This is a genomic window from Microbacterium sp. F01, from assembly GCF_056156365.1.
In genome coordinates this window covers 962,360-985,113 of the sequence record NZ_CM149592.1, presented here as the reverse complement: position 1 = coordinate 985,113, position 22,754 = coordinate 962,360, and the positions used below count along the sequence as shown (strand labels likewise).

Below are 22,754 nucleotides of genomic sequence, written 5' to 3'. Positions count from 1 at the left end.
ATGAGCACCGTGGACACCTCGCCGGACACGGCAGGAAAAGCCCCCTGGTACACACAAGACCCCGACGCCGTCGTCGCCGCGCTCCGCAGCGACCGCGACCGCGGACTGACCGCCGCCGACGCCGCGCAGCGGCTCGCCGAGCACGGTCCCAACTCGATCGCGGCCGAGAAGCCGCCGTCGACGCTGCAGGTCGCACTGCAGCAGCTCGCCGACCCCATGAACGTCATGCTGGTCGCCGTCGCTGTCATCAGCCTCTTCATCAACCAGGTGAGCGTCGGCATCCTGGTCGGCGCCCTGGTCGTGCTGAACATCGTGCTCGGCACGCGGCAGGAGCTCAAGGCGAAGGCATCCGTCGACGCCCTCGCCAAGATGCAGATTCCCCAGGCGAAGGTCGTCCGCGACGGGTCTCTCCTCCAGGTCGACGCGACGACCCTCGTGCCCGGCGACATCGTCGCCCTCGAGGCCGGCGACATCGTCCCCGCCGACGGCCGCATCGTGCGCTCGGCGACGCTCGAGACGCAGGAGGCCGCACTCACCGGTGAGAGCGCGCCGATCCCGAAGGACGCCGGCACGCTCACCGACCCCGAGACGACGCTCGGCGACCGCACCGACATGGTGTTCCAGAACACCCATGTGACACGCGGCACCGCGACGGTGGTCATCACCGACACCGGCATGCAGACGCAGATGGGCCAGATCGCGTCGATGCTGTCGGCGGTCAAGCCGGCGAAGTCGCCGCTGCAGCGCGAGCTCGACTCGCTCACGGGAGTGCTCGGATGGATCGCGTGGGGCGCGGTCGCGATCATCATCATCACGGGCCTGCTCCGCGGCCAGGAGATCACGTCGGTGATCCTCCTCGGCATCTCCATGGCGATCTCGGCGATCCCGACGGGCATGCCCTCATTCGTGCAGGCGATGCTCTCGTACGGCTCGCGGCAGCTCGCCGAGCACAAGGCCGTCGTCAAGAACCTGACGGATGTCGAGACGCTCGGCGCGACCAGCGCGATCAACTCCGACAAGACCGGCACGCTCACGATGAACGAGATGACGGTCGAGTCGCTCTACTACCGCGGCGAGTGGTTCACCGTCGCCGGCTCCGGCTACGAGAAGACCGGCGAAGTCCGCCACGTCGCCGGCCAGCCGGTGCCGCAGTTCAACCAGCTCGCGCTGGGGCTGACCCTCTGCAGCGACGCCACCGTCTCCGACGACGGCGCCGTGATCGGCGACCCGACCGAGGCCGCCCTCGTCGTGCTCGCCGCCAAGCTGGGCGCGGACGCGGAGCTCACGCGGGCGAAGTTCCCCCGCGTCGCCGAGGTGCCGTTCGACTCGGCGTACAAGTTCATGGGCACCTTCCACGAGATCCCTGTGGAGGGTGTCGAGACCCTCGTCGGGTACGTGAAGGGCGGCCCCGACGTCGTGCTCGACCGCTGCAGCTCGGTCGCCACGATGGAAGGCGTCGTGCCCATCGCCGACCGCCGCGACGCGATCCTCGAGGCGAACCGCTCGCTGTCCGAGCAGGGCCTGCGCGTCCTGGCGTTCGCCTTCCGCCGCTTCGCCCCCGACGCGCCGGTGGTCGACGACCCGATGGCTGCTGTCTCGGACCTCACGTTCGTCGGTCTCGTCGGCATCATCGATCCGCTGCGCCCGTCTTCGAAGGAGGCGGTGCGCATCGCGCGCGAGGCCGGCATCGAGGTCCGCATGATCACGGGCGACCACGCGATCACTGCCGCCGCGATAGGCAAGAAGCTGGGGCTCGGCGATGGTGCGGCGAGCGGGGCCGAGATCCAGGCGATGAGCGACGACGAGCTCAAGGCCGCACTCCCGCGCCTGCACATGTTCGGCCGCGTCACCCCCGAAGACAAGCTGCGTCTCGCCCGCCTCATGCAGGAGCAGGGCGCGGTCGTCGCGATGACGGGCGACGCCGTGAACGATGCGGCCGCGCTCAAGCAGGCCGACATCGGCGTGGCGATGGGCTCGGGCAGCGACGTCACCAAGCAGGCGGGGAAGATGATCCTCGTCGACGACAACTTCGGCACCCTGGTGACCGCGGTGCGGCTCGGCCGGTCGATCTACGAGAAGATCGTCAGCTACGTCCGCTTCCAGATGTCGCAGCTGTTCTCGCTCGTGCTGCTGTTCCTCGTCGCGAGCATCTTCGACATCAACAACGGTGTGCCGCTCACGCCGATCATGGTGCTGTTCCTGAACTTCTTCGTCGCCATCTTCCCGGTCATCGTGATCCTCCTCGATCCGACGCCCGACGGCATCATGCTGAAGCCGCCGCGCGACCCGAAGAAGACCATCGCGAACCCGGCCGCGGTCACGCTCTGGTTCGTCTACGGCGGCCTGATCTTCATCACGACCCTCGTGCCCCTGCTGATCTACCCCGACCAGCTCAGCTCGACCGAGCCCAATGTCCCGGTCACGATGGCCTTCGTGGTCTGCGCCCTCGGCTCGATCTTCGGCGGGCTCGTCATGCGCCGCGACCCCGAGTCCGGCCTCGCCGCGCCGATCCTCGTCGCGGTGAAGTGGCTCTCGATCCCGCTGGCCCTCACGGTGGCCGCCGTCGAGATCGGCTTCATGCAGCGCCTCGTGGGCACGATCGGTCTCTCGGGCAACGAGTGGCTGACGGCACTCGGTCTGGCCCTGCTGGTGCCGGTGCTGATCGAGCTCGAGAAGTGGATGCGCCGGGCGCGACTGCGCCGCCGCGCCGCCCGGGCCTGACCCGCACCACGAAAGCGCGCGCCACCCGACGGGGCGCGCGTTCTTCGTTCGAGGTACGGTCGCACGACGAGGAGGTCGCATGAAGATCACCGGAGCAGTGCTCGAAGTCTCGGGCGCCGAACCCCCGTTCGCCCAGACGCGCCCGTTCACGGTGGGCGAGCTCGAGCTCGACCCACCCGGGGCAGGCGAAGTACTGGTGCGGATCGAGGCCGCGGGCGTGTGTCACTCCGACCTCAGCGTCGTCGACGGCAACCGCGTGCGCCCGGTCCCGATGCTGCTGGGACACGAGGCCGCGGGCATCGTCGAGCAGCTCGGCGACGGCGTCGACGACCTCGCTGTGGGCGATCGCGTGGTCATGACGTTCCTGCCCCGCTGCGGCACATGCGACGGATGCCTCACCGATGGGCGCCTGCCGTGCGCGCCGGGTTCGGCGGCGAACGGCGCAGGCACGCTGCTCGGCGGCGGCATCCGTCTCCATCGCGACCGCGACGGAGAGACGCAGGACGTGCACCACCACCTCGGCGTCTCGGCGTTCGCGTCGCACGCCGTCGTGAGCCGCGCGTCGGTCGTGCCGGTCGACGCCGATGTGCCGCCCGAGATCGCGGCGCTGCTGGGCTGCGCGGTGCTCACCGGCGGCGGCGCCGTCGTCAACGCGGGCTGCCCGGCGGCAGGCGAGCGTGTCGTCGTGGTCGGACTCGGCGGCGTGGGCATGGCCGCCCTCCTCGTCGCTGTCGCGCTCGGCCACGAGGTGATCGGCGTCGACACCCTGCCCTCCAAGCTCGCCGCCGCCCTCGACTGCGGGGCGACCAAGGCGCTGACTCCCGCAGAGGCGGTGGACCGCGGCATCCGTGCTCCCGTCGTCGTGGAGGCCGCCGGTGCCGCGCGCGCCTTCGAGACCGCGCTCGCGCTCACCGCGCCGGGCGGCACCACCGTCACAGTCGGGCTGCCGGCGCCTGACGCACGCGCGAGCGTATCGCCGCTGCAGCTCACCGCTGAGGCGCGCACCATCGTCGGCAGCTACCTCGGCTCGGCCGTGCCCAGCCGCGACATCCCCCGGTACGTCGAGCTGTGGCGCGCGGGACGGCTGCCGCTCGAGCGCCTCGTCTCCTCCCGCATCGGCCTCGACGATCTCGACGCAGCCATGGACCGGCTCACCGCGGGCGGCGAGCTGCGCCAGCTGATCACCTTCGGACCGGTCGACAGCTCCCCCGGCCGCGTCGGAGGGGCGCCGTAGGCTCGGGGCGTGGCCACCCTCGACGATCTGCGCGGAACCGCGGCCGGGCTTCCGGGCAGCGAAGAACGCGCGACGACCGGCGGCGCCGCCTGGTTCGTGCGCGGCAAGCCCTACGCGTGGGAGTGCCACCCGTGGCCGAGCATCCCCGACGACATGCGGGCGATCATCGCGTCCGAGCTCGTGGTGGGAGTGAAGGTCGCAGACCCCATCGACGCGCTCGCCCTCGTCGAGATGGAGCCCGACGTGTTCCTGCGCACGACGACGCCGTGGAGCGAGCCGAAGGTCGCGTTCCGCATGGGCGGCATCGACGCCGAGCACCTCGCCGAGTTGGTGACCGAGGCGTGGCGCGTGCAGGCGCCGAAGTACCTTCGCCGCGCGTTCGACAGTGAGGCGGATTAGGGCAGCGGGTCGTCGCCGCGGCCCCACGCGATGGCGATCAGCCGTCGCAGCACGTCGAGGTCGATGTCGTCGAGCTTTTTCACGTACACGCAGCCCGCCCCCTCGGTGTACTTTCCGAGTTCCGGCAGCAGCTCGGCCCCCGCGGGCAGGTCCTTCAGTCCGTAGAGCGAGAGCTGCGCCTTGCGCGGCGAGAACGCCGTCTTCGGCCACTGGCCGTGCCGCTTGGGGTCTGACGGAGACACGTACCGATAGCTGCCGTAACCGACCATCGACGGGCCCCACATGACGGGGTCGACCCCGGTCACCTCATGGAAGATGTCGGCGAGGGCCAGACCGTCCTCGCGCCGCCGCTGCGGTGTCGCCGCTTCGAGGAATGCCGACACATCCGCATCCGTCGCCTGGGTCTTGATCTCGCTCACGCCGCCATTATGGCGGGCAAGTCGGGCGTAGGCCAGGATGGGGCCGTCGTCCCCGCGAACCGAGGAGCCGAATCGATGACGAAGTACCTGATCTCGTTCCCGAGCGAAGCGATGGTCCTCGGCCCCGAGGATTTCCAGACGGTGTCGGATGCCTCGCACGCTGTCGTGCAGGAGGCGAAGGATGCCGGCGTCTGGGTGTTCGGCGGGGGCATAGACGAGACCGTCCCGCCGGTCATGGTCGACGGCGACGGAAACGTGACGGAGGGTACGTATCCGCAGACGACGCAGCTCGAGGGCGGCTACACCGTGCTGGAGCTGCCGTCCCGCGAGGACGCCGTGGAGTGGGCGCGGAGAATCGCCGTCGCGTGCAGGTGCGCGCAGGAGCTGCGGGCCTTCCAGTACGACCCCGAGAGCTGAGTCGTCCCGCCCCGGCGACTCAGTCGGAGCCCCTCACCTCCCCCGCCTGCAGCGGGGAGTTCACGCACCGCAGCGGTTGCGCGCAGACCGCGCCCGGACATTCCGACGGCGGCACATGACACTGAGTACTATTGATCGTGGTATTCAGTTCCACGAGAATCGGAGACCGCACCACCCGTCCTTATCGCCAGGAGTCCGACCGTGACCGACTTCCAGCCCCGCCCCGGCCAGCGCGTCGAGGGCTATGACGTCACCCGCCGCCAAGGCACCGACTACTACGCCGTGTTCGCCGACATCCCCGCGGCCGACCGCGAGGTCTGGGAGCGCGCGCAGGCGTACGTCGACGAGGTGGGCACGCGCATGCAGGACGCGTGGGACACCGGCGAGTACCCGCTCGACATCGCGATGCGCGGCGGCGAGCTCGACCTCTTCAACGACGGCATCGTGCACCCGTCGCTCACGCGGTTCTCCCCGCTCGCGGCCGGCCTCGTGAACATGGAGATCTCGCGCGGCGACGGCTCGCTCGGCACGGTGCTCGCGGTGCAAGGCGGACTCGCCCTCCGAACCCTGGCCCTGTTCGGCAGCGACGCGCAGCAGGCCCGCTGGCTCGTGCCGGTCGCACGAGGCGAGGTCGCAGCATCCTTCGCCCTCACCGAACCCGACCACGGATCCGACTCGGTCTCCCTCGAGACCGTGGCCCGCTGGGACTCCGCCGCCCAGGAGTGGGTGATCGACGGCGCGAAGAAGTGGATCGGCAACGGCGCCTCGGGCGGCATCACGTTCGTGTGGGCGCGCGTCGAGGCCGAAGACGACGAGTTCCACGGCGCGGTGCGCTGCTTCCTCGTCGAGCAGAGCGCCCCGGGTTACACGGGCACCGTGATCCAGGGGAAGGCGTCGCTGCGCGGCATCCATCAGGCTCATATCGTGCTCGACGGCGTACGCGTGCCGGCTGACGCGGTCCTTCCGGGCACGAAGAGCTTCAAGGATGCCTCGACCGTGCTCTACTCGACACGCTCGGGTGTCGCGTGGTCGGCGCTCGGTCACGCGACGGCGTGCTACGAGGCGGCGCTCGCGTACTCGCAGCAGCGCATCCAGTTCGGCAAGCCGCTCGCGAAGTTCCAGATGGTGCAGGAGCGCCTCGCGAACATGCTCGAGGAGCTCACCGCGATGCAGCTGTTCTGCCGCTGGATGGCCGACCTCGAGGAGCGCGGCGAGCTGCGCCCGACGCAGGCGTCACTCGCGAAGTACCACAACACCCGCGCCGCGCGCCGGATCGCGTCGACCGCCCGGGACATGCTCGGCGGCAACGGCATCCTGCTCGAGAACGGCGTCATGCAGCACCTCGCCGACATCGAGGCGATCCACACGTACGAGGGCACCGAGAGCGTGCAGGCGCTGCTCATCGGCCGCGACATCACGGGCATGAGCGCGTTCGCCTAGCCGTTTCGCCCGGTTCACCGCAAGTCACCGGGCTCGATCGCCCGCGCCGCATACCCTCGGGGCATGGGACTGTTCCGTAACGACCCGCAGCGCGTCGTCCTCGACTCGCACGATGTCGAACCCCGTGCGACGCGTGCGCCGTGGAGCCTGTGGGCCGACGGCTTCGGCAAGCTCGGCATCCGCGCGATCCAGATCATTGTCGTGGTCACGGTCGTCGGCGGCATCGTGTTCGCACTGCAGTTCCTCACCCTGGTGACCATCCCGCTCATGATCGCGCTCATCCTCGCGTGCGCGTTCGCGCCGGTGATGGGATGGATGCTGCGGCGCGGCGTGCCGTCCGTGCTCGCGACCGTGCTGACGCTGCTCGGGATCACGATCATCCTCGCCGGAGTCGGCTGGCTCATCGTGTGGGCCGTGCGCGACCAGTGGGACGAGCTCTACGCGCAGGCGCTCGACGGGATCGACGCGGTGATCGCCTGGGTGCAGACGCTGCCGTTCGCGCCGACGCAGGACCAGCTCGACGGGTGGCTCGAGGGCATTCTCGACTTCATCACGAGCGCGCAGTTCGGATCGGGGGCCCTCGCCGGCGTCAGCGCGGTGGCGAACTTCGTGACAGGCCTCGTGCTGATGGTCACGATCCTGTTCTTCTTCCTCAAGGACGGGCCGCAGATGTGGGAGTTCGTGCTCCGTCCGTTCCGCGGCGAGAATTATCTGCGGGCACGCCGCATCGGCGACAAGACAGTCGGCGTGCTCGGCTCATACATGCGGGGAACGGCGACGGTCGCGCTCGTCGACGCCGTCGGCATCCTCGTCGGCCTGCTGATCCTCGACGTGCCGCTCGCCATCCCGCTGGCGGTGCTGACCTTCCTCCTGGCCTTCATCCCGATCGTCGGTGCGACAGTCGCCGGCATCGTCGCGGCCCTCGTGGCTCTCGTCGCCAACGGATGGGTGAACGCGCTGCTCGTCGTCGGCGTGGTGGTGCTCGTGAACCAGCTCGAGGGCAACTCCTGCAGCCGGTGCTCATGGGTCGGTCGATGAAGCTGCACGCGTTCGTGATCCTCGTCGCCCTGACCGTGGGCACGGTGCTCGGCGGCATCGTCGGCGCCGTGCTGGCCGTGCCGATCGCCGCGGCGGCATGGGGAGCCGTGCAGGTGTGGGACGGCGCGGACCTCCCCGCACGCTGGGCGCGACCGAAACATCCGATCGCCCACTGATGACCCGAGCCTGCGGTCGAAGCCGCGTGCCTAAGACGCCGGGACCCCGGACTAAGGTACCTGCGGCCGCCAAGACAAGGCGATCGCCCGATGAGGGGTGCCCGCCTTAGCGAGGAAAGTCGTACCTGTCAGCACAACCGGGACCCGATCCGAGGTTCCGCCGCAGACGGGAGAGACCCATGAACGACACGACTTTCACCGGCTACATCCTCGACCAGCACCGCGCCGCCGACCTCGTCCGCCAGAACGAGATGATGCGTGCGCACCGCGAGCGCGGCCAGGCACCGGCAGGGCCCGCCGGCCAGCCGCTGTCGGCCTGGTTCCGCGGACTCCTGCACCACGGCGGGGGCGCCGCGGCGATCGCGGGCCACTGACCTCGACTTCCCGAGCCGGGGGGCGCACACCCCGAACTGTCCACGCGAGTGCGCACGAAGAGGGCGACGCCGGTACCGGCGTCGCCTTCTTCGTTCCGGTACTCACCCCATTGCCCGAGCGGCCCGAAGGGAGGACCGTGGATGTGCAGGGGTGTGAGATGAAGTGCATGTGCAGACGGCTGTCCGCCGGCGTCGCCCGCTGGCTCGAATTCACCGCCGCGGTGACGAGCGTCCTGCCGTGGGTGCTGCAGGGGTGACAGGGGCGGGATCTGAGGAGACGGATGCGGCGAATAGGGCATCCGCCCGATGAGCGCCGTACCCCTTAGCGAGCACAGTCATACCTGTAGGAAGCCCGCCTCGGCGGGTGGCCTGACAGGAGACGCGCATGAGGGTCCGCCGGGGCGGGGAAGGTGCCACGATATGACCATGCCCGCTCTCCCCTCGAGCCCGCGCATGGTCGGCCGGCACACCGAGCTCGCCGCCCTGCTCGATGCGTACGACGCCGGCGCGGGCGGAGTCCCGCGCACGGTCGTGGTGCGTGGCGAGGCGGGAGTCGGCAAGACGCGGCTGGTGCAGGAGTTCCTCGCGCTCGTCACGGCCGACCCGCTCGGAGCCCGGTCCACCCCGAACGAGGAGCCCGTCATCGCGTTCGGGCAGTGCGTGGACCTCGGGCCGATCGGCGCCCCGTTCGGCCCGGTGCGTCGGGTGCTGCGCGACTTGCACGCTGCCGTCGGCACCGACGCGCTGCGCGACGCCGCAGGCTCCGCTGCCGCGATCGCGAGTCTCGCCGCCCTCGTACCCGGCATCGCCGACGAGACCCCCGAAGCCGACGAGCCGGCGGGCGAGTTCGCCGAGGCGATCGAGGTGCTGCTCGAGCGGCTGTCGCAGCGCCGTCATGTGGTCGTCGTGCTCGAAGACCTGCAATGGGCGGATGCTGCCACCATGGCCCTGCTCAAGACCCTGGCCAGCACGCTCAGGGGGCGCAAGCTCACGATCGTCGCGACCTATCGCTCCGACGACATCGACCGCTTCCATCCCCTCCGCCCCGTGCTCGCCGAGCTCGACCGCACGCGCTCCGTCGTGCGCGTGGAGGTGACGCCGCTCACACCCGACGAGGTCGCCGAGCAGGTCGCGCAGCTGGCGGGCGGCCTCGACCCGCGCGTCGTCGAGCCGCTCGCGGAGCGCAGCGGCGGCATCCCGTTCCTCGTCGAGGAGCTCGTGGATCTCGGCGACCGCGCCCTCCCCGACACGTTGCGCGAGCTCGTGCTCGCGCGCTACGCGCGCCTCGGCGACGACGCGCAGCAGACGATGCGCACGATGGCGGCCGGCGGCATGCACGTGGACGACGACGTGCTCGCCAGCGTGACGGCGCTCGACGATCGCGCGCACGATCATGCGCTGCGGGAGGCGGTCGACAGCCGCGTCGTCCTCGCCGACGGCGACGGCTACAGGTTCCGCCACGCGCTCACCCGCGAGGCCGTCGAGGGCGAGATGCTGCCGAGCGAACGCGTGCGCGTGCACCGCCGCTACGCCGAGCACCTGACCGAGCATCGGGGCGAGTCGCCGGACGACGCGTCGGCGGTCGCCGAGCACTGGCTGGCCGCGCGCGACCTCCCTGCGGCGTTCGACGCGACGGTCGCGGCGCTGCGCCGATCGCGGTCTCGGTTCTCACCCGCAACGCGGGCGAAGCTGGCCGAGCGGCTGACGGAGCTCTGGGACCAGGTCCCGGATGCCGCGATCCGAGCCGACACGACGCTTCCCGAACTGCACCTCGACGCCGCGCAGGCCTGGCATGACCTGGGTGACGCCGAGCGGTCGCTCCGCTCCGCCACCGAGGGGCTCTGCGTGTGCCCCGACGACCCGCTCACGCGCGCCGCGCTCCTGCGTCAGCGCTTCGTGCAGACGTACAACCTCGAGCACCGCGGTCGCGGTGAGGACCTGCAGGAGGCGGTCGCGCTCCTCGAAGATGTGGACGATCCTCGCGCGCGCGTCCTGCTGTCGCGGGTGCTCACCAACATCGCGCTCGACGAACACGGCGAGGCGGCGGCGGCCCACGCCGCGCGCGCGATCGCACTCGCCGAAGAAGCGGGCGACGACGCCGCGCTCGCCGTCGCCCTGACGGTGGAGGCCTGGCGCATCGCGGGCGACGAGGACGACGAGCCCCGCGCGCTGGCGCCGCTCGAGCGAGCGGTGGGGCTGCGGCTCGATCCGCCGATGCGGGCCTACGTGGCCAACGCCCTCACCGACATGCTGTTGCGCGTCGGGCGGTTCGACGAGGCGGTCGTCGTCGGCACACAGCACTACGAAGACATCACCCGGGCGGGCATCGAACGCGGATCGGGGTCGAGCCTCGCCTACGCGCTGGCACTCGCGCTGTTCGCCGCCGGGCAGCCCGAGAGCGCGCGACGGTACGCCCAGCGCGCCCGACGGCTGATGAATCCGCTGCATGGCGCGTCCATCGTGCGGCTGCTGGCTTCGCACCTGACCTGGGACGACCGCGACGCCGAGCGCGAGGAGCTCCTCCTGGCCGAGCGCGCGACGATCGAGGATTCGCGCCGGCGCTACCCCGACAAGCACGGGTGGTGGGCGGTCGAGCGCGCGGAGGCGATGCTCACCCTGCGCGGAGCGAGCACCCTCGGCGAGGTGCTCGCCCCGGTGCTGGCCGACGTGTTCGACATCGCGGACGGAGAAACCGGCACACCCGCTGTGCGCCGGTACGCCGTCGTCGCCGCGGCACTCCTCACCCTCACCCCGGGCCGGGCCGTCGACCCCGAGCTTCGAGACCGACTCACCGGGAAGATCGAGTCGTGGCCCGATCACGAACCGGCGCAGGCCCACGCCGAGTTCATCCGCGCGCTCCTCACCGATGCCGAGAGCGCGTCTGCCGATCAGCGCGTCGACGTGTGGCGCTCGCTCATCGACGCGCCTGCCGGCGCCCTGCTGACCGTCTGGCACCGGCAGGTCGCCCGCTGCCGGCTCGCCCTCGCACTGCTCGATGGCGGGCACCGCGATGCGGCGGCCACGCTCCTCGCGGACATCGTCGCCACGGCCCCCGGCGAGGGCGTCGCCCGCATCGGCCGGTGGGCGGCGGAGCTCGCCGCGCGCGCCCGCCTTGCGCCGGGTTCTTCGGGTGCCGACTCCTCACTCGGGGTCGTTGCGACGCTCACCCCGCGCGAGCTCCAGGTGCTCGAGCTCATCGCCGAGGGCCTCACGAACCCGCAGATCGGCCAGCGCCTGTTCATCAGCCCCAAGACCGCGTCGGTGCACGTGTCGGCGATCCTTGCGAAGATCGGCGCCGCCAACCGTGCCGAGGCCGCCGCCCTCTACGCCGCGTCGGCGTCGGCATCGGTCTGACGGGCGCACACCCGGGGTGTCGGGTGTCGGCGGGGCGCGGCAGGATGAGACCCATGCCGTACGAGATCCCTGCGCCGATGCTCGCGAAGTCCGTGCCCGACGTTCCCGATCCGGCGAAGTCGTCCGGCGGGCTCAGCTTCGAGCCGAAGTGGGACGGGTTCCGCGCGCTGATCTCGTGGGACGGCGAGAACGTCGAGATCGGATCGCGCGGCGCGAAGCCGCTGACGCGGTACTTCCCCGAGCTCGTCGAGGCGTTCAGCAGGCTGCTGCCCGAACCATGCCTCCTCGACGGCGAGATCGTCGTGCCGATCGACCGCGACGGCCGGCGACGGCTCGACTGGGAGTCGCTGTCGCAGCGGATCCACCCCGCGGCATCCCGCGTCAACATGCTCGCCGAGACGACGCCCGCGATGTTCATCGCGTTCGACCTGCTCGGGGTGGGCGACCGCGACCTCCAAAACGAACCGTTCGAGACGCGGCGACAGACCCTCGTGGATCTGCTGCGCGACGTGCCCGATCCCGTGCACGTCACGCGCACGACCGACGACCCCGAGCTCGCGCGCCGCTGGCTCGCCGAGTTCGAGGGCGCGGGTCTCGACGGCGTGGTCGCGAAGCCGCTCGACCAGCCGTATGCGCCGGGCAAGCGCACGATGTTCAAGATCAAGCACGCGCGGACGGCCGACGTGGTGGCGATGGGCTACCGCATCCACAAGTCCGGCGAGGGCGTGGGTTCACTGCTCGTCGGGCTGTACTCCGACGACGGCACCCTCTACCCCGTCGGCGGCGTCGCCGCGTGGAGCAACGCCCGCCGGCTCGAGCTCATCGACGAGCTCGCCCCGCTCGTCGAGCGCGACGCCGACGGGGAGGCGCTGCGCGGCGAGGGCGAGAAGTCGCGCTTCCAGGCGGGCCGGGCAGACTCGTCGTTCGTGCGCCTGCGCCCCGAGCGCGTGCTCGAGGTGCGGTACGACCAGCTCGAGGGGTGGCGCTTCCGCCACACTGTGCAGTTCGAGCGGTGGCGCCCCGACCGCGATCCGCGCTCGTGCACGTACGAGCAGCTCGAGGTGATCGCCGCGTACGACTTGGCCGACGTGCTCGTCTGACGCCCCCGGCGGCGGGCGGATGCCGCAGCCGTGGCCTGTTCGTCGGCTCGGCGCGGGTGTACGGTGCGGTCAGGGTCACCGCTGTGGGAGGCATCCATGGCCCGCCGAGACCACCAGGATTCCCGCGGTCGCACCGGCACGCGGATCGCGCTGATGTGCGCCGTGATCGGGGCCGTGCTGATCTCCGGGTGTTCGTCCCCCGTCTCGCTTCCGGAGCAGCCGCAGCCGGCCGATGCCATCCGCGAAGACGTCGAAGCGATCTTCGGCACGCTCTATGGCGAGGATGCTGTCCGCGCGGTGCTCGTGCAGCAGCACGGCGAACTCGTGTACGAGCAGTATCAGGAGTCGACTGCGGAAGACACGTGGGATGTGCGAGGCGTCACCCGCGCGGTGACGTCGACCCTCATCGGCATCGCCGTCGATCGTGGGCTCATCTCCGGGGTCGATGCCACCCTCGGTCAGCTGCTCCCCGACTACGCGGCCGTCCTCACTCCCGAGACCGCGGCCATCGAACTGAGGGCCGTGCTCACCCATACGGCGAACTTCGCGCCGATGTCCGAGGAGCGCGACATCCGGGGAACCCCCGCCGACCTGTACGCGCAGCCGGACTGGGTCGCCGCGATCCTCGCCGATCGGGCGGCCCGCGGGCCGGGCGACGGCCGGTTCCTCGTCTCCGACCCGGGCACGCACATCCTCGCCGCCGTCGTCGCCGAAGCGACCGGGACCTCGCCCTTCCTCTTTGCAGACGAGGTGCTGTTCGACCCGCTCGGCATCGACACCTCGCCGCTGTGGGAGGAGCGTTTCGCGCCGGGCGGGGATCCGCAGGTGCTTCTCGAGGAGTACCAGGATGTCGAAGGGGCATGGCCCGCCGACCCGCAGGGGGTGAACCTCGGCTACACGCACCTGCGGCTGCGCGCGACGGACCTCCTGCGCATCGGCCAGCTCATGCTCGACGAGGGCGTCTGGGACGACGAGCAGGTGGTGTCGGCCACGTGGGCCGTCCAGGCGACCAGTCCCGTCGTCGCCACCGTCGGCTACGGCACGATCGCCTACGGCTACCACTGGTGGGTCGACCCGCAGCGCGGCGTGTTCTACGCCCAGGGTGAGGGCGGAACGGCGCTGGTCGTCGATCCGGCCCGCGATGCCGTCGCGGTGATCGCATCCGAAGTCACGATCGACGATCCGCGCGGAAACCACGGCTTCGCGAGTGCGACGGCGGTGGGGCTCGCTGCCCTGCTCCTCGCCGATCTGTCCGACGACCCCGGGTGAGATCGGCGGATCACTCGGCCGCCGCAGCCGGCGCGCGCCCCCTCAGCCCTCGTCCTTCGGCCAGTTCGCCTCATTCTTGCGGCTCGGCTGCACGCGCGGCGGCTCGCCGGGCATCTTGGGGAAGTCGGGCGGGAACGGCAGCTCGCCGAGCCCGTCGTCGAGGTCGCGCTGCCACCACTGGAGCAGCGTGTCGATCCGCCCCGGCTTCGCGAGCAGGTCCGCCCAGGGATCGCCGATGTCGGCGAGGCGCTGCGGAACCGTCCGCACCGTGAATGCCGCCGGGTCGACCCCGGCCTCGAGCTCGTCCCACGTGAGCGGCGTCGACACCGTCGCGGTCGGGAGCGCCCGCGGGCTGTACGCGCCGGCCATCGTGCGGTCGCGGTTGGCCTGGTTGAAGTCGATGAAGATGCGCTCGCCGCGCTCCTCCTTCCACCAGTTCATCGTCACCTTGTCGGGCAGGCGCCGCTCGAGCTCACGGCCGGCGGCGATGACCGCGTGCCGCACGTCGAGGAACTCCCACTCCGGTTCGATCGGGCAGAACACGTGGATGCCGCGATTGCCACTGGTCTTGAGGAACGCCGTCAGCCCCGCCTCGGCGAGCACGTCGCGCATCGCGGGGGCGACGGCGGCGGCATCCGTGAAATCCGTCCCCGGCTGCGGGTCGAGGTCGATGCGCAGCTCGACGGGATTGTCGGTGTTCGCCGCGAGCGACGCCCACGGGTGGAACACGATCGTGTTCATCTGCACGGCCCACACCGCCGCGGCGACCTCGGTGAGGATGATCTGCGGATGCCGCCGCCCGCTGTTGTACGTCACCGTCTGGGCCTCGACGAAGCCCGGTGCCCCCTTCGGCGGGTTCTTCGAGTAGAACCGTTCGCCGTCGACGCCCTCGGGAAACCGCTCGAGCGACACGGGCCGGTCGCCGTTCGCGGCCAGGAACGGCCCCCGTACTGCGATGAGGTACTCGGCGAGCTCCCGCTTGGTGATGCCGAGCTCGGGCCAGATCACCCGGTCGGGATTCGAGATCCCCACCTCGCGATCGCCGTCGGGACCGGGCACGGTGAGGGTGATCCGCGGGGACGCCATGGTCCGACGCTAGCGGGGAGCCGCGACATCCGTCACCCCGCTCACCGCTCGACGGGGAACACCATGTGCGTCACGCGCGTGCTCGGGATCACGACCGTCGGGTCGCCCAGCCGCACGGCAGCGGGATCGACCTCGGCGAAGTACCGGTGTCCCGACCCGAGCACGACGGGAACGAGGTCGATCGCGACCTCGTCGACGAGCCCGGCGGCGAGGGCCTGACCCGCGACAGTGCCGGCGGCCACCGCGACCGTCCTGCCACCCGCCAACTCCTGGGCCTTCGCCACCGCCGCTTCGATCCCGTCCGTCACGAAGTGCGCGTTGCCGGTGTGGGCATGTGCCCAGCCGGTCGGCGCTTCATGCGTGAGCACGACGAACGGCACACCCAGCGGGTGCACGCCGCTCCAGCCGTCCGTGATGTCGAACAGCAGACGGCCGACGACGAGGCATCCGAGTTCCCCGATGAAGCTGCGCCAGTAGTCCGCGCTGGTCGGGGTGAGGTGGAACGAGGCCGGCTCGCTCGCGGTGACGACCTCGACCTCACCTGCCTCGTACCAGTCGAAGAGGCGCCCGGGGTCGTTGTTCTCGTGCGCCACGAAACCGTCGAGCGACATCGACGCCGACGTCACGACCTTGCCCACGGCTCAGCCCTCCGCCGCGAGCAGTTCGTCGAGCTTGTCGTAGCCCTCGCGCATGCCGCGCTCCATCCCCTCGGACTGCATGTTCTCGAGCACCTCGACGGTCGAGAACACGCTGTGGTCCACGATCCGCGAGCGTCCGCCCTCGAGCGCCTCGAAGCGGATGCAGTCGACGCTCACCTCGTCGGGCCAGCCCTCGAACTCGAACGTCTGGATGATCAGCTCGTTCTCGCGCACCGTGTGGAACACGCCGCGGAACGCGTACTCGCCGTCCTTGTCGCGCTGCACGAAGCGGTAGCCGCCACCGGTGCGGAAGTCCCAGTGAGTGATCTCGGTGCGCTCCTCGCCCGGCCCGATCCACTGCTGGAACAGCTCCGGATCGGCATGCGCCCGGAACAGCGCCTCGACGGGAGCGTCGAACTCCCGCGTGATGTCGGCATACGACGTACCCGGAACGGCTTCGATGATGAGCGGGTTGCTCATGATTCCTTCTCCTTCGTGTCGGTCCTGCGAGGGGTCGTGGTTGGGGGGACGGATGCTGCAGCCGCGAGCACTGCGTCGAGCCGCCGGTACGCCCGCTCGGCGTCGAGCCGGTAGCGGTCGATCCACGCGGTGAGCTGTTCGAGCGCCGCGGCGTCGAGGTGGACGGGTCGCCGCTGCGCCTCGCGCGACCGCGTGACGAGCCCGGCGTCCTCGAGCACCTTGATGTGACGGGAGACCGCCTGCATCGTGATCGGGAACGGCTCGGCGAGCTCGCCCACGGTCGCCGGCCCGCGGCTCAGGCGCGCGATGATCGCGCGGCGCACCGGATCGCCCAGCGCTACGAACGCTCGATCGAGTCGGTCCTCGTCCATTGCTCAACGCATCCCTTTATCAACGTTTATGTTGAATAGAGTACACGCGATCGCACTGGTGTCAACCCCTGCGCCAGCTCCTCGACAGGTCAACCGCGCTTCCGGCGCGAAGCGGCTTCACCCAGCGGTGGCGAGGCTCAGTCGGCGAGGGCGAGAAGCGGGGCGAGGTCGTCGCGGCTGAGCCGGATCCACGGCCCCGCGGGGTCGACCAGGACACCCGTGAGCCCGTCGTCGGCGCGGAGCGCCTTCGCGAGCTGGACGGGAGTGATCGGCCCGGCGTTGTCGCCGCGGCCCATCACCGCGACCTCGAGCGGGTGCGAGTAGACCTCGAGGAAGCGGCGCCCTTCGGCGTCGCGCCCCTCGGCGATCCCAGGTGCGCCGCTCGCCGCGACGCCCACGGCGACCCAGAGTGGAACGCGCGTGAGCGCCTCGGCGACCTTGGCGTCGATCTCCGGCGTGCGCTCAGCGGCGAGGAGCGTCTTCACCGTGAGCTGCGGATCGGCCTGCTCGACCGCGCGCTCGAGCAGCTCCTTCGGCAGCACGGCACGCGACGGCGACGATGCGGGGTCGATGATGATCCCGTCGTACGAGCTCGAGAAGACATGCCGCAGCACCGTGAGCACGGGTTGGCCCATCGCCGACGTCTCGGCGTCGCCGTCGGCCTTGACGCTCGCCTGCAGCGCGGCGCCGCTCGAGTAGACGAGTGCGAAAGTGCGGTCCCCCGAGTTCGCGATCGCGAGCGGCAGCCCCTTCCCCTCGGCGAGGAGCGTGCGCGCGTCGCCCTTGACCCGGAGGAACACGTGCCCCTGCAGCAGCTGTCGCGTGACGTCGAGCAGCGCCTGCGATGCCGGGGCATCGCCGATCCGCCCGAGTGCGGCGCGCAGGAGCACGTTGTCGCGCAGTCCCGGCACGGTCTCGGTCTGCTCGGGCGCCGTGCGCATCCATTCGCGGGCGCCCACGCGCGGCTTCGGCCCCGGCGGCACGGTCTCGCCCGCCTGCGGCTCGCGCGGCTCCGCCGACGGAGACGTCGCCGGCGACACGCCGAGCCCACCGAACGCCGAGACGGAGATGGACACGGATGCTGCAGCATCCGCTTCCGCGCTTTCAGCGGGCGCGTCCGCCGCGGGGCCCTCCTGCGCAGGCCCGGCCGCAGCATCCGTCTCCGGGGCGGGTGAATCACCCGCGGACTGCTCGGCGGCGACCGTGTCGGCAGCCGGCGAAGCTTCGGCGGGAGCAGCCACCGTCTCGGCCGCGACCTCGTCAGCCGGTGAGGGCTCGGGGGAGGTCGGCGGCTGCTCGGCGGGCTTCTTCGGACGGCGCGAGAACAAGGCCATTGTGCGAGCCTAACCCGCCCTCCCGTGCCCGAACGCGTGCCGTTCTCAGGATGGCTGCCTGCGGCGCCCGCTCACCGCCGCGGAACGACGCGGAACCCCGCGCGGCACGGCGGCAACGATCCTGAGTTGGGAACACGGGCGAGGCGCCAACGACCACCGCGGACGTGCCGAAGCCGCAACCGCGGCGCTCAGCCCAGCAAGGACACTCCAGCGACGATCACCCCGATGCCGACGGCGAGGAGGGATGCTGCGAGCACGACGACTCCGGCCCACAGGAGCGCGATCGCCCGACCCGGCCGCTGCGGGTCGCGTCCCAGCACCGACAGGAAGAACCCACCGGGGATGAGGAGTGCGCTCGCGAGCACACCGGCCGACGCCCACTGCCACGGCAGGGGCACGCCGACCGTCGACACCAGGAGAAGACTCACGAGGCCGAGGATCACGAGCACGCCGGCATGGGCGTGTCCGGCGCGGAAGAAGGTCTTCTGCAGCCCGTTGAAGGGCAGACCGCGCGTCGCGATCCGCAGCAGGAAAGTGCCGCCCGACATGATGCCGATGACGGTGAGGATCGTCGCGCCGGCGACGATCGTGAGGATCGGGTCCATCGTGGCCTCCGTTGGATAGTTTCGCTCTCCAATATTGGATAGCTATAGTATCCAAAGTCAAGACCAAGGGGGCCGGATGAGGATCTCGGAGCTGTCGGAGCGCAGCGGCGTGCCCGTCGCCACCGTGAAGTTCTACATCCGCGAGGGCATGCTACCCCGCGGGGAGGCGATCTCGACGACGCGGGCCGAGTACGGCGAGGAGCACCTCGTGAGGCTCAGGCTCATCTCCGCTCTGGCCGATGTGCGCGGTCTTCCACTGTCGCGCGTGCGCGACGTGCTCGCGCTGGTCGATACCCCCGACGACGACCCGATCGCCACGCTCGGGCGTGCCGTGGGTGCTCTCCCGCCGTACGTCGAGGCCGACCGCGACGACTTTCCCCGGGCGCGCGCGGCCATCGACGCACTCGGCCTCACTTATGACCCCGACTTCACCGCCGTCGCTCAGCTCGACGAGGCGCTGCAGGCCCTGGAGGCGGCGGGATTGGATGCCTCCCCCACCGTGCTCGGCCGCTACAGCACCGCGATGCGCCAGGTCGCCGCCGAAGAGCTCGCGCCGATGGCCGGGATGTCGCGCGCGGAGGCCGTTCCCTACGCGGTGCTCGGCACCGCCCTGTACGAGCCGGTGATGCTGGCGCTCCGCCGGCTGGCGCACCACCACTTGCTCGTCGAAGGCGCCGGCCGCTGAGCACGCCCACCCCGGGTTGCGCCCGAGGCCAAACCAGCGATCGTTGAGCGAGCTTGCGAGTCGAGACGTCTCGAGCCGGCGAGGAAACTCCGGGCTCGACGCGGTCAGAGCTTGGTGATCGGGGCGATCTTGATCAGCAGCTTCTTCGGGCCGGCGGAGTCGAACCGCACGTGCGCGACGCGCTTCGCGCCTTCGCCGGTGACGGCGTCCACGCGCCCCTCGCCGAAGTCGTCGTGACGGATGCGGTCGCCCGGCGCCAGCTCCATGTCGCCGTTGTCGCGCACCTTGGCGGGGATCTTGTTCGCGAAGCGCTCGAGGTTTCCCGACGGCTCGCGACGCGCGAGCGGCACCAGATCATCCCCGTACCGTCGACTGCCCGAACCCCCGAACCCGGACCCCGAGCCCGAGCCCCGGCGCGCGTTCAGCGCCCGCGACTGCGTGCCGCCGCGCGAGTTCACGTCGCCCGGCGACTGGCGCCAGTGCAGCAGCTCGTGCGGGATCTCCTGCAGGAACCGGCTCGGCATCGCGACGGTCACCTCGCCGAACTGCGCGCGGGTCATGGCGAGCGACAGGTACAGGCGCTTGCGGGCGCGCGTGATGCCGACGTAGAAGAGGCGTCGCTCCTCCTGCGGACCACCGGGCTCCCCCGCCGAGATGCGGTGCGGGATGAGGTCCTCCTCGACACCCGTGACGAACACGGCGTCGTACTCGAGGCCCTTCGCCGTGTGCAGGGTCATGAGCGACACCGAGCCCGAGGCGTCCTCGAGGTCGTCGGCATCTGACACGAGAGCGACCTCGGTGAGGAAGTCGAGCAGCGTGCCCTCGGGGTTGTTCCGCGCGAATTCGCGCGCGACGGCCACCATCTCGTCGAGGTTCTCGATGCGCGCTTCATCCTGCGCGTCCTTGCTGGCGCGCAGCGCGTCGTAGTAGCCGCTCTTGTTCAGCAGCAGCGTGAGCCCCTCGGCGACCGCGGTCGGCGGGGCGAGCTCGCCCGACGACGGGAGCATGATCTCGGATGCCTCGGCCAGCACCGCGTCGAGATGCGCGATGGCCGCCTGGATCTTGGGGCCGACGCCCAGCGCCGACGAGTTCGCGAGCGCGTCGCGGAACGTGATCTGCTGATCCACCGCGTACCGCGAAATGGTCTCGATCGTCACGTCGCCGATGCCACGGCGGGGCCGGTTGATGATGCGCCGCATCGCCATCTCGTCGGCCGGGTTCGCGACCGCGACCAGGTACGCGAGGGCGTCCTTGATCTCGGCGCGCTCGTAGAACTTCGTGCCGCCCATGATCTTGTAGGGCAGCGCCGAGCGGATGAAGATCTCCTCCAGCGCACGCGACTGGGAGTTGGTGCGATAGAAGACGGCCATCTGCGAGTAGTCGACGCCGCCCCGGCGCAGAGCCTCGATCTCATCGGCGACGAACTGCGCCTCGTCGTGCTGCGAATAGCCGGTGAAGCCGACGATCTGCTCGCCCTCGCCGACGTCCGTCCACAGCTTCTTGTCTTTGCGGTCGAAGTTGTGGCTGATCACAGCGTTGGCAGCAGACAGGATGTTCTGCGTCGACCGATAGTTCTGCTCGAGGAGCACGACCTTGGCGCCCGGGTAGTCCTTCTCGAACTCGCTGATGTTGCGGATGTCGGCGCCGCGGAACGCGTAGATCGACTGATCCGAGTCGCCGACGACGGTGAGGGACGCGCCGTCTTCGGCGGCCGGCTCGGGCTCGAAGATCATCATGCCGCCGGACGCGGCGAGGGGCGCAGCATCCGATCCGGGCGGCCTGGTCAGCTCGTGGATCAGCGCGTACTGCGCGTGGTTGGTGTCTTGGTACTCGTCGACCAGCACGTGCCGGAAGCGCCGCCGGTAGACGTCGGCGACCTGCGGGAACGCGCGGAACAAGAAGACCGTCTGCCCGATGAGGTCGTCGAAGTCGAACGCGTTGGCCTTCTGCAGCTCGCGCTGGTAGGCGCCGAACAGCTCGACGAACACACGCTCGGCAGGGTCGCTCATGTTGGCCGAGCGGGCGTAGGACTCAGCATCCGCCAGCTCATTCTTCAAACGCGAGATCTTCGACTGCGTCGCCGCCGGCGTCAGGCCGAACGCGTCGGCCTCGTGCTCTTTGACGAGGCGCTTGATGAGTGCGCGCGAGTCGCCCGAGTCGTAGATCGTGAACGACTTGGTGAAGCCGAACTGCTCGGCCTCGCGCCTCAGGATGCGCACGCACGCGGAGTGGAACGTCGAGATCCACATACCGCGCGACGAGTCGCCCACGAGGTGCTCGACGCGCTCGCGCATCTCGCCCGCTGCCTTGTTGGTGAACGTGATCGCCAGGATCTGGCTCGGCCATGCCTCGCGGTTCCGCAGCAGCGAGGCGATGCGCCGCGTCAGCACGCTGGTCTTGCCGGAGCCCGCTCCGGCCACGATGAGCAGCGCCTGCCCGCGATACGTCACGGCCTCCCGCTGCTGCGGGTTGAGGCCTTCGAGCAGGTCGTCGTCGGGGCGTGCGCCGGGGGCCTGAGGGCCGATGTCTCTGCCGACGATGATGGGGGTGCTGGCGTCCGTCATTGCCCGTCAAGTCTAGGCGCGCGCGCCGACACCGACGCTGCCCGTCTCCTGCCCTTCCAGAGCGGACGGATGCTGCGCCTCACGGCAGCCGCGATGCCGCAGCCTTCAGCTCCCGGAGGGCCGAAGGCACCTCTTCGAGCCGCTCCTCCGCCTCGGTGCGCAGCAGATCGGCGATCGTCGCGTACGCATCGGACAGTTCGCCCGCCCGGCCCGCGAGCGCGCCTTCGTGCGCCACCCGGTTTGCGAGGAGCATCGCGTCGCGGTGCGCGCCGAGCGCGTCGTGCAGGTCGTCGCCGGCCTCCGCGATGGCCTCGACCTCCGTCGGGTACAGCTCCGGGGCGACGTCGGCGATCGCCTCGGCGACGTACCGCGTGCGGCGGGCGGCTTTCCGCAGTTCGTGGTGCGCCTCGTCGGAACCGTCGAGGCGGCCCTCCGCCTTCTCCACGCGACCGGCCTGCTTCGACAGCACCGCGGCGATCACGTCGACTGCGGGCCGGTCCGGCTCGACGACGCCCGCCGCTTCGACGAACTCCCGCAGCAGCCGCGCGCGCTCCTCCGCCCGCGGCGAGCGTGCGAGCTCCACGAGCCGCTCGTGCGCCGTGGGATACGCCTCCCGCTCGCTGTCGACGAGCCGCTGCACGATCGCCGGGTCATCGATCTCAGCGCGCTCCAGCAGCCGCTCCGCGACGTCGGCGCGCACCTCGATGTCGCGCACGACGCCGAGTTCGCGCCCCCACTCCGCGTACGCGACGCGCAGGCGCTCGGCCGATCGGGTGTCGAGCACCTCGCGGAAGCCCGCGAGCACGCTGCGCAGCCGCCGGACCCGCACGCGGTGCTGATGCACACCGTCGGTCTCGTCCGCCAGGGCAGCAGCGGCGGTGTCTTCGACCTCAGCCGCCGCGCGGCGCACGATCTCGCCGAGTACGTCCCCGACGGTCAGGTCCTTCGGAGTCGTGCCCATTCCCCGAGCCTAGACAGGCGCCGCGCCGCGGGAAAGATCCGGGGGCCGACCGGAGCGAGCTTTCAGCCGCTCACCGGCAAGATGGACCC

19 protein-coding genes and 1 pseudogene are annotated in these 22,754 nt (G+C 70.7%); 11 read left to right on the top strand and 9 right to left on the bottom strand.

Translation table 11 applies throughout. The features are described from left to right. The 3 genes from ACVN90_RS04300 (at nt 1) to ACVN90_RS04290 (ending at nt 4,354) form a co-directional block, all read left to right on the top strand. Nucleotides 1-2,721, top strand: a complete 2,721-nt coding sequence (locus ACVN90_RS04300; protein WP_475100931.1) for a cation-translocating P-type ATPase — start codon at nt 1-3, stop codon at nt 2,719-2,721. A gap of 79 nt (nt 2,722-2,800) precedes the next feature. Beyond that, nucleotides 2,801-3,955, top strand: coding sequence for an alcohol dehydrogenase catalytic domain-containing protein (locus ACVN90_RS04295; RefSeq protein WP_475100930.1), 1,155 nt, complete (start codon nt 2,801-2,803; stop codon nt 3,953-3,955). A 9-nt stretch (nt 3,956-3,964) separates the two neighbouring features. Continuing rightward, nucleotides 3,965-4,354 carry an MmcQ/YjbR family DNA-binding protein gene (locus tag ACVN90_RS04290; RefSeq protein WP_475100929.1) on the top strand — a complete coding sequence of 130 codons (390 nt, stop codon included), beginning with the start codon at nt 3,965-3,967 and terminating at the stop codon, nt 4,352-4,354. On the opposite strand, the gene ACVN90_RS04285 is transcribed toward ACVN90_RS04290, so the two are convergent. Beyond that, the gene (locus tag ACVN90_RS04285; protein ID WP_475100928.1) at nt 4,351-4,773 is read right to left on the bottom strand and encodes a DUF1801 domain-containing protein; all 423 of its coding nucleotides are present in this window, start codon (nt 4,771-4,773) and stop codon (nt 4,351-4,353) included. The two genes, ACVN90_RS04290 and ACVN90_RS04285, sit on opposite strands and share 4 nt — an antisense overlap. Before the next feature lie 75 nt (nt 4,774-4,848). Here ACVN90_RS04285 and ACVN90_RS04280 point away from each other — a divergent pair, with 75 nt between their 5' ends. The 7 genes and pseudogenes from ACVN90_RS04280 to ACVN90_RS04250 all read left to right on the top strand — a co-directional run bounded on the left by ACVN90_RS04280 (nt 4,849) and on the right by ACVN90_RS04250 (nt 13,941). Further along, a complete protein-coding gene (locus ACVN90_RS04280) occupies nt 4,849-5,190 on the top strand; it encodes a YciI family protein (RefSeq protein WP_475100927.1) in 342 nt (113 codons plus the stop codon). A 201-nt stretch (nt 5,191-5,391) separates the two neighbouring features. Beyond that, the gene (locus ACVN90_RS04275) at nt 5,392-6,630 is read left to right on the top strand and encodes an acyl-CoA dehydrogenase family protein (protein ID WP_475100926.1); all 1,239 of its coding nucleotides are present in this window, start codon (nt 5,392-5,394) and stop codon (nt 6,628-6,630) included. 63 nt (nt 6,631-6,693) lie between these two features. Next, nucleotides 6,694-7,844, top strand: a pseudogene (locus ACVN90_RS04270) (AI-2E family transporter). Between the two features lie 179 nt (nt 7,845-8,023). Further along, nucleotides 8,024-8,218: a hypothetical protein gene (locus tag ACVN90_RS04265; protein WP_475100925.1), complete on the top strand. Its 195-nt coding sequence runs from the start codon at nt 8,024-8,026 to the stop codon at nt 8,216-8,218. 426 nt (nt 8,219-8,644) lie between these two features. Beyond that, nucleotides 8,645-11,572, top strand: a complete 2,928-nt coding sequence (locus tag ACVN90_RS04260) for a helix-turn-helix transcriptional regulator (RefSeq protein ID WP_475100924.1) — start codon at nt 8,645-8,647, stop codon at nt 11,570-11,572. Nucleotides 11,573-11,625: 53 nt separating this feature from the next. Then, entirely contained in the window at nt 11,626-12,672 is a 1,047-nt protein-coding gene (locus ACVN90_RS04255; protein ID WP_475100923.1) for an ATP-dependent DNA ligase, read from the top strand. A gap of 96 nt (nt 12,673-12,768) precedes the next feature. Continuing rightward, nucleotides 12,769-13,941: a serine hydrolase domain-containing protein gene (locus ACVN90_RS04250; RefSeq protein ID WP_475100922.1), complete on the top strand. Its 1,173-nt coding sequence runs from the start codon at nt 12,769-12,771 to the stop codon at nt 13,939-13,941. A 42-nt stretch (nt 13,942-13,983) separates the two neighbouring features. On the opposite strand, the gene ligD is transcribed toward ACVN90_RS04250, so the two are convergent. The 6 genes from ligD to ACVN90_RS04220 all read right to left on the bottom strand — a co-directional run bounded on the left by ligD (nt 13,984) and on the right by ACVN90_RS04220 (nt 18,455). Continuing rightward, nucleotides 13,984-15,027: a non-homologous end-joining DNA ligase gene (gene ligD / locus ACVN90_RS04245; RefSeq protein WP_475100921.1), complete on the bottom strand. Its 1,044-nt coding sequence runs from the start codon at nt 15,025-15,027 to the stop codon at nt 13,984-13,986. Nucleotides 15,028-15,068: 41 nt separating this feature from the next. After that, the gene (locus tag ACVN90_RS04240; protein ID WP_475100920.1) at nt 15,069-15,665 is read right to left on the bottom strand and encodes a dihydrofolate reductase family protein; all 597 of its coding nucleotides are present in this window, start codon (nt 15,663-15,665) and stop codon (nt 15,069-15,071) included. A 3-nt stretch (nt 15,666-15,668) separates the two neighbouring features. Then, on the bottom strand, nt 15,669-16,145 hold the full coding sequence (locus ACVN90_RS04235) for an SRPBCC family protein (protein WP_475100919.1): 477 nt from the start codon (nt 16,143-16,145) through the stop codon (nt 15,669-15,671). After that, nucleotides 16,142-16,516, bottom strand: a complete 375-nt coding sequence (locus ACVN90_RS04230) for an ArsR/SmtB family transcription factor (protein ID WP_475100918.1) — start codon at nt 16,514-16,516, stop codon at nt 16,142-16,144. The genes ACVN90_RS04235 and ACVN90_RS04230 overlap by 4 nt, the downstream gene beginning before the upstream one ends. Nucleotides 16,517-16,653: 137 nt before the next feature. Continuing rightward, nucleotides 16,654-17,850, bottom strand: a complete 1,197-nt coding sequence (locus ACVN90_RS04225) for an SseB family protein (protein ID WP_475100917.1) — start codon at nt 17,848-17,850, stop codon at nt 16,654-16,656. Nucleotides 17,851-18,038: 188 nt separating this feature from the next. Further along, nucleotides 18,039-18,455, bottom strand: coding sequence for a hypothetical protein (locus tag ACVN90_RS04220; RefSeq protein WP_475100916.1), 417 nt, complete (start codon nt 18,453-18,455; stop codon nt 18,039-18,041). Between the two features lie 76 nt (nt 18,456-18,531). Between ACVN90_RS04220 and ACVN90_RS04215 the strand changes: the two genes are divergently transcribed. Further along, a complete protein-coding gene (locus tag ACVN90_RS04215) occupies nt 18,532-19,140 on the top strand; it encodes a MerR family transcriptional regulator (RefSeq protein WP_475100915.1) in 609 nt (202 codons plus the stop codon). Nucleotides 19,141-19,244: 104 nt separating this feature from the next. On the opposite strand, the gene ACVN90_RS04210 is transcribed toward ACVN90_RS04215, so the two are convergent. After that, nucleotides 19,245-21,704: an ATP-dependent helicase gene (locus ACVN90_RS04210; protein ID WP_475100914.1), complete on the bottom strand. Its 2,460-nt coding sequence runs from the start codon at nt 21,702-21,704 to the stop codon at nt 19,245-19,247. Between the two features lie 79 nt (nt 21,705-21,783). Continuing rightward, on the bottom strand, nt 21,784-22,665 hold the full coding sequence (locus ACVN90_RS04205) for a CHAD domain-containing protein (RefSeq protein ID WP_475100913.1): 882 nt from the start codon (nt 22,663-22,665) through the stop codon (nt 21,784-21,786). Between the last annotated feature and the right edge of the window lie 89 nt (nt 22,666-22,754).